This window comes from Kaistella sp., from assembly GCF_049588135.1.
Classification (GTDB): domain Bacteria; phylum Bacteroidota; class Bacteroidia; order Flavobacteriales; family Weeksellaceae; genus Kaistella.
In genome coordinates, this window is record NZ_JBAVFG010000252.1 from 1 (window position 1) to 13,759 (window position 13,759).

Genomic DNA, 13,759 nt, shown 5'->3' on the forward strand with positions numbered 1-13,759 from the left:
GTATGAATTAGAAAATCCTAAAACTGTGAACGAACGAAGAAAAGAAATGGGAATGGAACCAATAGAGGTTTATTTAAAGAATTTTAATATTCAGTTCAATCCGAATTAAAATACTACACATAATAACTAAGCTTTCGTTTTGTCTGCAAGACAAGAAATGAAAGCCCGTTGAACGGAACCTTCGGTAGCTTTTTGCCAGCAGTTGTAACCTTATGGAGTTGTCGTTTTTAGAAATTAGATACCCAAAGCAGTTTTTTAGAAGGACTGCTTTTTTGGGGAACTGACATGAGATTTTTTGAAACATTCACAGGCTTTTTTTGACTTTTCAGGATGTAAAATCACCACTACCATACGATTCCATCTTGTGGTTTATCGAACACAAAACTTCTAAGTTAGACTTTTAATCTTTCAACTTTATAATAATCACATGAAAGGATTCGGGAGACAGCAAAGAAAATAAATTTTAAATTTCACTAACTTGTAGAAGCATTTCAGTTTTCAAAATGAAACCACCAAAAAAAACCACCATTTACACCATCGGTCATTCTACCAGAACGATCGAGGAATTTCTGGAATTACTCTTTTCATTTCACATTAAAATATTAGCAGATATTCGAAGATTGCCGGGTTCAAGGAAATATCCGCAGTTCGATCAAGATGCATTGAAAAAATCATTAAAAGAAAACGGAATTGAATATGTTTATATTGAAGATTTAGGCGGAAGAAGACCAGCAAAAAAAGATTCTAAAAATACAACATGGCGCAACAAATCTTTTCAGGGTTACGCAGATTATATGGAAACAGAATCCTTTGCAAATGGTGCCGCAGAACTTGCAAAGTACGCACTGGAAAAACCCACGGCAATGATGTGTTCGGAAGCGGTTTGGTGGCGGTGTCACCGTTCCATGGTTTCCGATTATCTGAAAGCAAAAGGCTGGCTAGTTTTACATATTATGTCCCTAGGAAAAGCCACGGAACATCCTTATACTTCACCTGCAAGAATTGTGGGCGAGAAAGTTTTTTATTCTGACTAATTTAGAATGTACATTTTTCTTATTTCCATCACAAAGAGGCAAAAAAGGTAATTCTAAATTAGCAAATCTTTAGGTTAAAATAAAAATTTAAAAATGAAAACAAAATTTAAAATCGGCGATAAAGTCAATTGGAATTCTGAAGCTGGAAGAGTTTCAGGAACGATTATTAAAGTTCACACCAAAGATTTTAATTATAAAGGTTACACGCATCACGCCACAGAAGATGATCCGCAATACGAGATCAAAAGCAGCAAAACCGATCATATTGCAGCGCATAAAAGTTCTGCTTTAACGAAAGAATAAATTTCATTAATCTACATTTGTATCATGTTTGATTACCGACTAAAAGTTTTTTACACCGTTGCCAACCGTTTGAGTTTTACCAAAGCTGCAAACGAACTCAATATTTCCCAACCCGCTGTCACCAAACACATTAAAGAAATCGAAAACCAACTCAATACCAAATTATTTGACCGAAAAGGAACAACGATTCAATTAACAGAAAGTGGAAAAATTCTTTTTATTTACGCCGAAAAAAGCCGCCAATTGTATCGTGATTTGGAATTTGCAATTTCTCAACTCAACAAACAGGAAAAAGGAAAACTCAAAATCGGAGCGAGTACCACAATCGCACAATATATTTTGCCGGAAATCCTGGCAAAATTCAATTCCTATTATAAAGAAATTAATATTGAATTGGTTACTCATAATTCCGAAGACATTTCGACTTTGCTGAAAAACGGACAGATCGATTTAGGAATTGTCGAAGGCGAATCGAAGTCTTCTTACTTTGATTATCTGAAATTTAAGCGGGATGAAATCGTTTTGGTTTGTAAAGCAGATCATCCTTTGGTCAATAAAAATTTAAAAATAAAAGATTTATACGATATCGGTTTGATTGTAAGAGAGCAAGGTTCTGGAACGCAGGAATTTATTCAAAATCAATTAAAAAAATCCGGAATCGATGCTCAGAAATTGAATATTATCATGCAATTGGGAAGCAGTGAAAGCATCAAAAATTATTTGCTACATTCTGAAGCGATGGCTTTTTTATCGATCAGCACGATTTTACAGGAACTAAAAAACAACCAATTAAGCGTTATCGATATTAAAAATTTCTGTATTGAAAGGGATTTTAACTTCATCACTTTAAAAGGAGAACAATCTGAACTGATTCATCTTTTTATGAAATTTATTAGTTATAACTAATCATTATAGTCAAGAATAAAATATGATGAAATTTTGAATGACAAATAAGCGAAATTTGTCTTATCAAAATTAAATAATGCAAACTACTTTAGACAAAAACCTTTTAAAGAAAATACTTTTTTTCCTATTAGTTATTTTCTGCATTTCACCTTTCGCAAGTTCTCCCATCGCACTGGCTTTAGGAATTGCTTTTACAATAATTATTGGAAATCCTTATGAACAAAAAGTTCATCAATACATTCACCTTCTCTTACAAATATCGATTGTAGGTTTGGGATTTGGATTACAGTTAAACGAAGCCTTGAAAGCCGGAAGAGAAGGAATTACTTTAACCATTATGAGTATTACGACGGTGATGACGCTCGGTTATTTTTTGGGGAAACTGCTCAAAATTGAAAGACCTTTATCTTACCTAATCTCCGTCGGAACCGCGATCTGTGGCGGAAGTGCAATTGCTGCCGTAACGCCGATTATTAAACCGAGCACGAAACAGATGTCGTTGGCTTTAGCAATTGTTTTCACTTTAAATTCAATTGCATTATTTATTTATCCAACGATCGGGCATTTATTAAATATGACACAGGAACAGTTCGGATTGTGGTGTGCGATTGGAATTCACGACACAAGTTCCGTAGTTGGTGCAGCCAATAAATATGGGGATATTGCTTTGAAAGTGGCAACGACCGTGAAACTTTCCCGGGCTTTATGGATTATCCCAATGTCGCTTTTAACCATGGTGTTTTTCAAAACCAAAGGAGCAAAAGTAAAAATCCCGTGGTTCATCGGCTATTTTGTGATTGCTATTTTATTGCATACCTACTTCCCTGTTTTCGATGGTTTCAGCAAACTCGCAACTACTGCAGCAAAATCAGGACTTAACTTAACTTTATTTTTTATTGGTTCTACAATTTCAATCCAGACTTTAAAAACCATTAGTTTAAAACCACTTTTCTTAGCAATCGTCCTTTGGATTGTGGTTAGTGTAGGAAGTTTATTGATGATTTTAAAATAGAGGAAAATTCAATACAATTTTTCGTTATTAAAATAATGAAATCCCTAAAATTAATTCGATTTATTAAAGTTTCCGTAAATTTGCCTCACAAAATTATTGATTGCAATTCTTTTTATTCACGAATATCAAGACGTTTTAATCGTCTTTAATTTCATTTTATTTATCTTAAAAGAAACACTTGGAAAGAAAAAAAATCGTTACCCAGCACTATTTTCGTTTGATTGTCGCATCGATGATCGTAGGTTTAGGGAGCGCATTATTAGCATTTACTTTAAAACATCTCACCGAATATTTTGAGCACCATCTCTTTAATTCTATCAATTCAGGATATACATCGCTCTTTATTATTCTACCATCGGTCGGAATTACCACCATTTATTTTTTAAGAAAATACCTTTTCCAGAATAGAAAAAATAAAGGAATTACCGAAATCTACAAAACACTTGATCAGCGAAAAGATCATTTGCCTTTATTTAAAATTCCTTCTCACTTTTTTAATGGATTTCTGACGGTAATTTTTGGTGGTTCTACAGGAGTTGAAGTTTCTACAGTTGTCGCTACAGCGACGATTGGAAACTATGCTTATGAAAAAGAATTTTCTGCCCGAATGTATAAAAGGGAATTAATTTGTGCCGGAGTTGTTGCCGGAGTTGCCATTTTATTTACAAGTCCGCTCGCAGGATTTTTATTTGCTTTAGAAGTTATCGCACGGAAAATACGAAAATCACTGGTTATAGCTTGTACAGCTTCAGCTTTGGTAAGTTGGCTTTTTATAGAATTGTTCGATTCTGAAACGATTCTGACTCATCCCATAAAAGAATGGACGTATGCAGCGATACCGTTTTTTATCGTGTTAAGCATTTTGGGCGGCGTACTTTCTGTTTATTTTACGCTTTTGGTAACGCGAATGAAAAAAGTGTTTGGCAATATTTCTAATAATTTTATCCGAGTGAATCTGGGCGCAATCGCAGTTGGAACCTTGATTTTCTGTTTCCCAAGTCTGTACGGAGACAGTTACCATGGTTTACATGAAATTCTGAATCAACCTTTGGAATTATCTTCTGCAACTCCGATCTTATTTTTGCTCGCAGTAGCGGTTTTAAAACCTTTAGCATCTGCTTTAACTTTAGGAGCAGGTGGCGATGGTGGCGTTTTTGCGCCAAGTATTGTTGCCGGAGCTTTTTTAGGCTTAATGGTTGCTTTTGTTGGAAATAATAATTTCGGGATGAATTTAACTCCAGTTAATTTTGCGCTGATCGGGGCTGCTGCAACGCTCTCGGCTTCGCTGTATGCTCCATTTACGTCGGTAATTTTAATATGCAATCTGCTTCCGGATGGTTATGTTTTGTTTCTGCCGATTTTGGTGTGCTGCATCATCTCTCATCAGTTTGCGAAAAAACTTCTTCCTTATAATGTGTATACTTACGACTTTTATCTAAGTTCAAAAATTGAGTAATTGTTTAAAAACTTATTTTTTTACCGCAAAAGAGATAAAAAATTAATGTAAAAAAAAAAAGAGCTGTTCAAAAGAATGCAAAAAGTAAAATCTATATTATGATGCTTTTGAAATTCTTCAAACGCTTTAATTAAATAATCAATAGAAATCCACCTCATCAAAATGAAGTGGATCTCAGTAAAAAAACAGAAAATTTAGTTTAGAATGTTTTCTCTAAAGCGATTGCTTTTGGGAAAAGAATATTGTTTTCTAAGTGAATGTGGGTATGCAGATCTTTTTCAAAATCTTCAAGCATTTTATAAGTCACCTGATACGTTCCACAAGCATCTTCAGGAAATTGATAGTTATTGGTTAAATCTGCAATCTTTACAAATCGTTCTCCTTCTACGGTATGCTCATGCTTCATCATTGCCACAGGACTTTCCACGGTTCCAAAATGTGGAGTGACTAATGCCTCCCCTTTTTGTTTTGCATTCACCATTTTTTTAACAAATGGGAAAAGAATTAATTCTTCTTTTTTCATGTGAGCTGCCAATTCCTGTGCGCTTTCAGTGAATAATTTGGTGATCTCAAATAATTCCGGATGTCTGTCGCCATGAACTTTGCACAATTTATTCAAATATTGAATGAGCACTGTTGAGTTTTCTTCGACATAACGGTGATGCGTTTTCTCAACATAATCTGCCAATAAGTCTAATGGCCACGAATTAAAATCGATATCGCCCGATTTCAAATTTGCAACATTTGACAATTCATTATAAATATCTTCTGCCTGATATTTTTTGTTCTCACAAGCTTCTTCTACCGTCCTGTCGCCTTTGCAACAAAAATCAATCTTATACTTGCGGAATACTTGTGCTGCTCTGAAATCTTCTGCTACAAACTCACCGATGGTTTTTTCTTTCGTTAACATGATGTCTTATTTAATATTATGGTACAAATGTACATCTTATTTTTAATTCGGACAAAATTATCTTAATTAGAATGAAAGAAATTTTAAAATCATTTTATAATGAAATTTAAAGCAAGTTTAAAAGGATAATTATTTAAGCCAAGCTAAGCCTGTTTCGGTTTTCAAAGCCAAATCGTAAAAAGAATATTTCTTTACCATTGCAACCAATCCATCCCGGACACCTTTGAAATCATCATGAACCGGACAGGGATTATCGGAAGAACATTTTTGCAGGCCCAAACCGCAGTTGGTAAATATTGCGTCACCATCGATCAATTGAACAACATCAAAGATTTTGATTTGTTTTTGCTTGTCAACCGAAAAAATAAAACCACCTTGTTTCCCCCGAATGGATTCTAGAATATTTTCACGGCAAAGTTGTTGTAGAATTTTGGCGGTAAAAGCTTCGGGAGCATTTACTGCTTTCGCAACTTCTTTTACATTCGCACTCCGCTCCTGATGGCTTTGTTGTGCAATATAAATGCTTGCTTTAATGGCATATTCACAGGCTTTCGAAAACATCTCTTGATTTTATTATTTAAAAAATTGCCATTTAGGAATAATCACGAAAAGTCCCAAACTGGTGTACAAAAACATATTGGTCACATCGGTATAAAGAAAAGTAGAAAGAAAGAAATTATGCGCCAAGAAGTGGGTTACTACGGCGGCAGGGAAAATATAAGCTGCTATTTTTTTATAAAAAAAGATAAATACCACCGAAACAACCATCAGCCAATCGATAAAAAATATAAAATAAAAATATCCCTGGGGAATATTAATTTCCTGATGTTGGGTAAACTCATCGAGATCGATTCCTGCTCCCATGAGCGAGAAAAGCATCAACGCAGCGAGTGCTAGAATAAATCCTAAATTTTTTTTTGGACTTTCGTCTTTAAAATTATCATTCATAATGGTAAAAATAAAAAAACTTTTGATAAGAAATCAAAAGTTTTAGTTATTGTTGATAAAAATCACCGATTAAATGGTAACCGCTTGGATCAGTCTGTTTTTATCTGAAATATGCTCTTCCATAGAAATCATACTTTCAGTTCTCATTACGTCTTGAATATCATCAATTTGATAAATGATTCTTTTTGCGTCTTCTGTATTCTTTGCTTTTACTTTGCAGAAAATATTGTATTTCCCGGAAATAACGCTTGCTTCGATTACATTAGGAATTGTTGTAAGTTCCTTTAAAACTTCTTGAGTTCTATTTGACTTGGTCAAAAGAATTCCGATAAAAGCCGTAAAGTGGTAATCTAATTTCGAGTAATCAATGTTAAGAGAAGAACCTAATATGATTCCTGCGTCTTCCATTTTTTTTACCCGTACGTGGATTGTTCCCGCAGAAACATCCATTTGTTTTGCGATTTCTGTAAAAGGCATTCTGGTGTTTTCAACTAAAAAGTCCAGAATTTTCTTGTCTATTTCGTCGAGTTGATAATTCATTATATTGATTTTATATATTTATTAATAGTATCTCAAATTTTTTGCAAAATTACAAAAAAATATGAATACTCGAAAATTATATCAAACATTAATAAATTTTAACTAAAAACACAACATTTACACAAATATTCTTAATTTTCAACCTCCTTTTTAATAGAATCTATTTTAATTTCGGACAAAGCAGTCTTTTGTTTTTTATTACTTTTCTTTCTTTTCAAGATGGTATTGAAACTTTTGCTATATACAACCCCAATTCCGTAGCTTTGGTTAGCGCCAGCATTTCCTGCTTCTGTTCCATTGAGTCCAATATTGCTAGGTTTAGAATAAGCACGCAATAATCTGGTACCGTCATTTTTTTTCGACCAATCATATTCTACAATACCATCTATGGAAAGATAATCAGCTGCAGCATTTTCTGATTTAGAAATTGGAATACCCAAACCTGTTTTTATACTCACTCTTGGCGAAAGTGAAAATTTCGCACTTGCATTAGCGCGATCTCCGACATTAGAACCGGCATCTCCTTTAAGGTAATCCAAATCGACCTGAAATTCATTACTGATGGTGTTTAAAACAGAACCTAACTGCTTAAACAACATATTATAGCCAGAGCTTTCGGCGAAATTTCCGATGTTAACATCAAAGCCAGCATTGGTATCATTGAAGCTATTTAGAACTAAAACTGACCCAAACTGAATAATTTTTTCATCCTCGTTACTCATTTTTTCAGCAAGCGTTTCTTTCACACTACTGGAAACATCCTGCGCAGAAACACCGAGTTCTATTTTTGGATTATTAAGCGTTTGCGTTATTTTGGTAGAAAGCACGACATTAATAGGCGGCAAAGTTCCTAAGTTCAAATATTGTCCAGCGTTGGTAACGGTTCGCAGATAAGTGGCATTAATGTCTAGCTGTGGTGCCATCGCATTTCCATCCCATCGAATGGAGCTTCCTTTCGCAATCTGGAAAGTTCGATTCAGAATTGCTTTAGAAACAAAGCTTCCATTATCTACAATATAATTTCCGTTCATTGTAATTGCTCCCGTTCTGCTCATTGTAAATCGCAACTGCTCGGAATTTCCACGTACCGTAATATCTCCAATATCATTTCCTACCAGCACATTTACGGTTGTTCCTTTATCGACTTGTAAGTTAAAATCGACATTCATATTAGCACCGGATTTTTTCTTTTGTTCTGTGGTCACGGCACCAGTTTCGTCTCTTTTCAAAAAGCGCAGCATCTTAAATTCTTCTACATTTGAAGTTGAATTAGAGTTGAAAGTAAATACCGAATTACTAAGTGCTCGCATTTCTGGTGTTGAAATATTTAATCCAGAAACAGGACCATCTACATAGATTGTTCCGTTGCCATACACTCTTCCCCAAAATAAATCATAATCTTTTTGAGTCGTATTTAACAATAATAAATTATCGGCACGCATCACTAAGTTGACTCCCATTGAGGATAATGTTTCAAACTGAATCGCCCCAGAAATTGTACCGTGAGAATTGGTTCTACCGTCTCTTACGCCAATATCATTCAAAATGGCTAATCCTCTTGATAATGAAACCACGGCATCATCGAAGGAATAATCAACACCAGTAAAATCGAGTTTTAATCCAAATTTTTTCAATGCGATATCGCCGCTATAATCCACATCACGGAGCTGACCAGCAATTCGTAAATCACCAGAGGCTTTCCCACGCATATTTGAAAAAATCCCTTCTACAAATTGCTGAGCAAAAGCCACATCGAAATCATTCATATTGGCGACTAAATCCAACGATGGCGAAGCGGTATTATTATTAATGGTTCCTGTAAGATGAAGGTTATTATCCCCCAACATTCCCGTGGAAATAACTTTTACATCAACATCGAACACATTAGGAATTGGACTATTCTTGGTAACAATCTCAATTTTTCCCATTTCATTACCATTCATGAAAATATCTGTAATATTAAGGTTGATGAGTGGTTCGAGATTATTTTTATCCATTTTAATATCAAAAGTACCGTTGGCAATCCCTTTAACATCCAAGTCATTTTTATTTTTAATCAACGCAAATACTTTTGCAATATCTACATTCCGAACTTCACCATCTGCGGAGAAATCTTTTGCTGATTTGAAAATAGATTCTTTTAAAAACAGTTCGCTTTTATCCGAATAAAGCCTTAGATTTTGAATATAGAAATCACCTGTTTTTTTTCGGTAAGTAATCGAGTGATTCAAAGCGGGATCCGTATCTACACTCCAAGCAACATCATTAAATTTAACAGTCGTGGGTTCAAATCGGAAAACAAAATCCCCAACGCTATTTGTAGATTGGTTAAGATTGATAGTATATTCTTTCAAATTCTGTTGCACTTCCTCTTCCGGAGAACCATATTTGAAGTTAGTCGCAATATGTAAGGTTTCACCATTTTCATTAGTACCACTTAAAGTAATGTCTTTCAGAATATTTTGATTGTATGCTATTCTATTTATTTTTGCAAGAATCTGCTCCTCTACATTCGCAGTATTAATTCTGACCAGCAATTGATTAACCATTGCGCTGTCTTTAGAAATCTGATCTCTTTCATTCACCTTATATTCAGGATTTACTTTAGCAAGTGCTTTATCGGTATCGGTGATTTCTTGTTTTTTGGTCATTACATATTTCAGTACTTCAGCATCGATATTCAAAATTAAATTATTTGAATTGCCGTCATAAGATCCATCAACACTCGCTCCTTTTGGGATATGAAGTTCTGGCATAAAATAATTAACGAGATCTTGCTGAACCTCAAAGTTCATATTGAAATTTTGACCATGGTACAATTTTCTCGGCGGTGGACCAACCAATATTCTTCCAAAACCATTTTCTACCATTCCCACTAAATCACCTAAATTGAATTTCCCATCAATCTTTCCATTGACTGCACCTGGCGCATCTACGGAGACAATTCGATTTCCATCCTCCAATAATGCTTTTACACTCGCATTAGGAATATTAAATTTCTGATTATTTGCGGCAAAATTCACATTTTGCAAATTCGCATCTAAAGTTAAATCATTAATATTGGTCATCGTTATTTTTCCGTCAACCATGCCACTTACAGCCTGAGTTCCTTTCGTACCCGAAAAATAATTGATATTTAAATAGTCTACATTTGCGTTCACATCAGCAATCAGTTTTGAAGTGCTAAAATCGATAAGCCCTTTTACATTTGCTTTTGCCTGATTGTCATTTACATTAATAATTCCGTTGTATTTTTTATGATCGAGAATTCCTTCCAAATAAACATTATTAATGACTTTATCAATAATTTCAATTTTCGAGATTTGTGATTTTGTTTTTAAAACCATGGTATTAACATCGAAACTCTGTCCCTGAACATCAAACTTTCCGCTGATTAAACCAACTTCTTTACTTTTGGTAATAACCGAAGTATTCAAATCATTAACCTCAGCAAAACCGCGATATTTCGGTAAATCTGAACTGTAATCTTCTAAATAAAAGTTAGTAATTCTTGCTTGTCCAATTCCGGTAATCAAATTTGCTTTTGGTACAAAAACCTGTTTCGGAGTTACTCTTGCTGCACCATCGTATTTTAATCTTCCGAAATCATCAGCAAAATTTTTCATTTTCGAAGAAATGAAAGTGGGCATCATCGCCTTTAAATCTTTATAGGTAAAATCGGCTGAAAGCGTGTTGGTTTCAATCTGAAAATTTCCATTTAAAATATTGAAAACATTCATTGCTTTTGTCTTCACATTGACTTGCGGATCTCTAATCAAGAAATCATTGAGGGTAAATCTGTTTAACGGTCCAGTCATTTTTCCGGAAATATTGATTGGTTTATCATTATCCCAATCCGTCACAAAATAACTAATATCATAGCCGCTAATTTGGCTTCCCTGCTTCAGATTTAAATCCCACCGAACTTTATTGGTAAAATCGTCCCAAGAGCCATTATTCAAATTAAATTTCAAATCACCTTGAAGCAAGGAATGATCTGTATTAAAGGTTAAATCCCTCAAAGAAAGCGCATCTTTGGTCAGCGAGAAATCGGCAGAAAAAGTATCTACAAAATGCTTTTTACCCCATCTTTCGGTGGTAAATCTCATATTGTTTATTCGTGCAAAAACCTCTGAACCAATCACTTTCAATTCTGGAATCACCAGATTCACATGCTCAGTATTCAACCATTTCCCCTCGTCGCCATCATGATTTTGATTGATGATTGAAACTTTAGAATCAAGAATAGAAATTCGAGATTTTAATTCAAATGGCGGTCTATTGGGAATGACAGGGCCACCTTCAAACAAATCTACAAAACGAATAAAATTTGAAATACTGTCGCCTTTGTAAGTAATCACTTTCAAGTCCAGATTTTTCAATGAAAGCGACTGAAATTGAAGATTTCGAGAATTATCAATAATAGAAAACCAATTAGTATCTCCATAAATTTCCTTTACCTTGATGAACGGAAAATTTCGATCATCTTTTACCACAACTTCATTAATGGTAACATTCCCAAAATAATCTACATCTACACTTTTAAATGAAATATTGGTTTTAAGATCTTTATTTAATATAGTATCTGTAACTCTCTTGGCAATCCAATTTTGGGTTACTGGCAAACTGATTACAATAAAAAAAGAAACAACTAAAAAAAGCAAACCCCAGAACAAAACCAGCAACAACTTTGCCCACCATCTGTAATTCACAACATCTTTTGCAGCTTGTTCACCAAATTCTTTTGCAGTTTCTACAGGATGATTGATGGCATCAGAAGCAAGATTGCTAACATCCTTCACCGTTTCTTTTACGGTATCTTGAACATTATCCATTCCTTTTTGTACAGAATCACTAATGTTTTCTGCAATCGATTTTTTGTTTTCTTTATCGTTATTATTCTCTAAATTTGCCATTGTTATGAGTGACTCAATAATTTTAGGGATCGAATCTTCCTGTGACGACACATCAGCTGCCGTTCTCATCGGAAATATAATCCTCTCCAACATCGCTGCCAATCAGGAAATCCACAACGAATATGGTGGTGTGGTTCCAGAATTAGCGTCTCGTGCGCATCAACAAAATATTATCCCGGTTGTTGGAAAGGCAATCGATAAAGCAAATATACAACAAAAAGATATTTCTGCGATTGGTTTTACGAGGGGACCTGGACTTTTAGGATCTCTTTTGGTCGGCACCTCTTTCGCTAAATCGCTAGCGATGAGTTTAGAAATTCCATTAATTGAAGTGAATCATCTTCAAGCGCATATTCTAGCTCACTTTATCGACGATGCAAATCCGCAACCTCCAAAATTTCCATTTCTATGTCTCACCGTTTCGGGAGGACACACGATGATTGTTTTAGTCAAAGATTATTTCGATATGGAAATTATCGGAAAAACAATCGATGATGCTGCTGGTGAAGCTTTCGACAAAATCGGTAAAGTTTTCGGTTTAGATTATCCAGCAGGACCAATTATTGATAAATTAGCAAAAAAAGGGAATGAAAATTCATTTAAATTTAATAAGCCACGAATAGAAAATTACAATTATTCTTTTAGTGGAATTAAAACTTCAGTGTTGTATTTCATTCAAAAAGAGCTTCGTAAAAATCCTGATTTTATTAAAGAAAATTTAGATGATTTGTGTGCTTCTGTACAAAGAACTCTCGTAGAAATTTTAATGGATAAATTAGAAAAAGCCGCCAAAGAATTAAACATCAAAGAAATCGCAATTGCCGGTGGAGTTTCTGCCAATTCTGGTTTACGGGAAGCGATGCAGAAAAATGTCGGAAAATTAGGTTGGAATACTTATATCCCGAAATTTGAATATACCACGGATAATGCAGCAATGATTGCAATGGTTGCCAAGTTAAAATTTGATCGTGGCGAATTTGCTGATTTATCAATTTCAGCAACAGCGAGATATGATATTGAGGAGGTTTTTAAGAAAGACGAATAGTAGATTTTTATGAAATTAAGGCGAGCAAATCATCAACAAACGGTAAAGCCCTTTGATAAAAAGAAAATCAAAATAAATGAAGCTCCGAAGGAGCGAAATCTATAAACAGAAAAAAACCGCAAAAATAGTTGGATTTGGCAATTTCAACTACTTGGAAAAATCAGGAGAAACCTCATCAAGTAAAAACTTTTCAGGAAGTATTTTTACAATCCTCTAAAAAACACGACATAGAATATGATCATAGATATATGGGATTAAATTTAAAAATTAATTTAAAAAATTTCGCTCCTTCGGAGCTTTGCAACTCATGAAATTATTTTTTGGAACTATTGAAAACAAAAACGCTGAAATCAACATTGAAGAGCAAACGCATATTGTGAAAGTATTGCGCATGCGCGAAGGTGAAGAAATTTTCGTAACCGATGGAAAAGGAAATCTGGCAAAAGGAAATCTTATTTTTGAAGGAAAAAAAGTTCTTTTAGCTGCTAAGGAAATTAAAGAAAACTTACCCGATTTTTCTACGCAACTCCACATCGCAATTGCTCCCACAAAAAACATCGACAGAATTGAGTTTTTTCTTGAAAAAGCAACAGAAATGGCGATTTCAGAAATCACTTTAATACAAACCGAAAAAACGGAACGAAAAAACCTTAATATTGATAAACTCAGAAAACAAACTATTGCAG

The 13,759-nt window shown here is 34.3% G+C and carries 12 protein-coding genes; 7 read left to right on the top strand and 5 right to left on the bottom strand.

Features of this window, described 5'->3' with window-relative positions; genetic code table 11:
* Nucleotides 1–503 precede the first annotated feature (503 nt).
* The 5 genes from WBY99_RS13400 to WBY99_RS13420 all read left to right on the top strand — a co-directional run bounded on the left by WBY99_RS13400 (nucleotide 504) and on the right by WBY99_RS13420 (nucleotide 4,711).
* Nucleotides 504–1,034, top strand: a complete 531-nt coding sequence (locus tag WBY99_RS13400) for a DUF488 family protein (RefSeq protein WP_423976839.1) — start codon at nucleotides 504–506, stop codon at nucleotides 1,032–1,034.
* A 93-nt stretch (nucleotides 1,035–1,127) separates the two neighbouring features.
* The gene (locus tag WBY99_RS13405) at nucleotides 1,128–1,337 is read left to right on the top strand and encodes a DUF2945 domain-containing protein (RefSeq protein ID WP_423976840.1); all 210 of its coding nucleotides are present in this window, start codon (nucleotides 1,128–1,130) and stop codon (nucleotides 1,335–1,337) included.
* A gap of 24 nt (nucleotides 1,338–1,361) precedes the next feature.
* A complete protein-coding gene (locus tag WBY99_RS13410; RefSeq protein ID WP_423976841.1) occupies nucleotides 1,362–2,243 on the top strand; it encodes a LysR substrate-binding domain-containing protein in 882 nt (293 codons plus the stop codon).
* A gap of 76 nt (nucleotides 2,244–2,319) precedes the next feature.
* A complete protein-coding gene (locus tag WBY99_RS13415; protein ID WP_423976842.1) occupies nucleotides 2,320–3,255 on the top strand; it encodes a YeiH family protein in 936 nt (311 codons plus the stop codon).
* Nucleotides 3,256–3,433: 178 nt separating this feature from the next.
* Nucleotides 3,434–4,711, top strand: coding sequence for a chloride channel protein (locus WBY99_RS13420; RefSeq protein ID WP_423976843.1), 1,278 nt, complete (start codon nucleotides 3,434–3,436; stop codon nucleotides 4,709–4,711).
* Between the two features lie 199 nt (nucleotides 4,712–4,910).
* Here the strand turns inward: WBY99_RS13420 and ric are convergent, their stop codons facing one another.
* From ric to WBY99_RS13445, 5 genes are all read right to left on the bottom strand, one after another.
* Entirely contained in the window at nucleotides 4,911–5,624 is a 714-nt protein-coding gene (gene ric / locus WBY99_RS13425; RefSeq protein WP_423976844.1) for an iron-sulfur cluster repair di-iron protein, read from the bottom strand.
* 129 nt (nucleotides 5,625–5,753) lie between these two features.
* A complete protein-coding gene (locus WBY99_RS13430) occupies nucleotides 5,754–6,185 on the bottom strand; it encodes an RrF2 family transcriptional regulator (protein ID WP_423976845.1) in 432 nt (143 codons plus the stop codon).
* A gap of 12 nt (nucleotides 6,186–6,197) precedes the next feature.
* Complete coding sequence (locus tag WBY99_RS13435) at nucleotides 6,198–6,572, bottom strand: hypothetical protein (protein WP_423976846.1); 375 nt, start codon at nucleotides 6,570–6,572, stop codon at nucleotides 6,198–6,200.
* A gap of 69 nt (nucleotides 6,573–6,641) precedes the next feature.
* Nucleotides 6,642–7,112, bottom strand: a complete 471-nt coding sequence (locus WBY99_RS13440) for an Lrp/AsnC family transcriptional regulator (RefSeq protein WP_423976847.1) — start codon at nucleotides 7,110–7,112, stop codon at nucleotides 6,642–6,644.
* A 131-nt stretch (nucleotides 7,113–7,243) separates the two neighbouring features.
* Nucleotides 7,244–12,028, bottom strand: coding sequence for a translocation/assembly module TamB domain-containing protein (locus WBY99_RS13445; RefSeq protein ID WP_423976848.1), 4,785 nt, complete (start codon nucleotides 12,026–12,028; stop codon nucleotides 7,244–7,246).
* 4 nt (nucleotides 12,029–12,032) lie between these two features.
* Between WBY99_RS13445 and tsaD the strand changes: the two genes are divergently transcribed.
* Nucleotides 12,033–13,073 (top strand): tRNA (adenosine(37)-N6)-threonylcarbamoyltransferase complex transferase subunit TsaD, encoded by a 1,041-nt coding sequence (gene tsaD, locus WBY99_RS13450; RefSeq protein WP_423976849.1) that lies wholly within the window; start codon nucleotides 12,033–12,035, stop codon nucleotides 13,071–13,073.
* A 307-nt stretch (nucleotides 13,074–13,380) separates the two neighbouring features.
* Nucleotides 13,381–13,759 (top strand): RsmE family RNA methyltransferase (locus WBY99_RS13455; RefSeq protein WP_423976850.1); only part of this gene is annotated, 379 nt, incomplete at its 3' end.

Coding starts and splice junctions, on each gene's coding strand:
- WBY99_RS13400 (WP_423976839.1), top strand. CDS start 504: ATGAAACCACCAAAAAAAACCACCATTTACACCATCGGTCATTCTACC.
- WBY99_RS13405 (WP_423976840.1), top strand. CDS start 1,128: ATGAAAACAAAATTTAAAATCGGCGATAAAGTCAATTGGAATTCTGAA.
- WBY99_RS13410 (WP_423976841.1), top strand. CDS start 1,362: ATGTTTGATTACCGACTAAAAGTTTTTTACACCGTTGCCAACCGTTTG.
- WBY99_RS13415 (WP_423976842.1), top strand. CDS start 2,320: ATGCAAACTACTTTAGACAAAAACCTTTTAAAGAAAATACTTTTTTTC.
- ric (WP_423976844.1), bottom strand. CDS start 5,624: ATGTTAACGAAAGAAAAAACCATCGGTGAGTTTGTAGCAGAAGATTTC.
- WBY99_RS13430 (WP_423976845.1), bottom strand. CDS start 6,185: ATGTTTTCGAAAGCCTGTGAATATGCCATTAAAGCAAGCATTTATATT.
- WBY99_RS13435 (WP_423976846.1), bottom strand. CDS start 6,572: ATGAATGATAATTTTAAAGACGAAAGTCCAAAAAAAAATTTAGGATTT.
- WBY99_RS13440 (WP_423976847.1), bottom strand. CDS start 7,112: ATGAATTATCAACTCGACGAAATAGACAAGAAAATTCTGGACTTTTTA.
- WBY99_RS13445 (WP_423976848.1), bottom strand. CDS start 12,028: ATGGCAAATTTAGAGAATAATAACGATAAAGAAAACAAAAAATCGATT.
- tsaD (WP_423976849.1), top strand. CDS start 12,033: ATGAGTGACTCAATAATTTTAGGGATCGAATCTTCCTGTGACGACACA.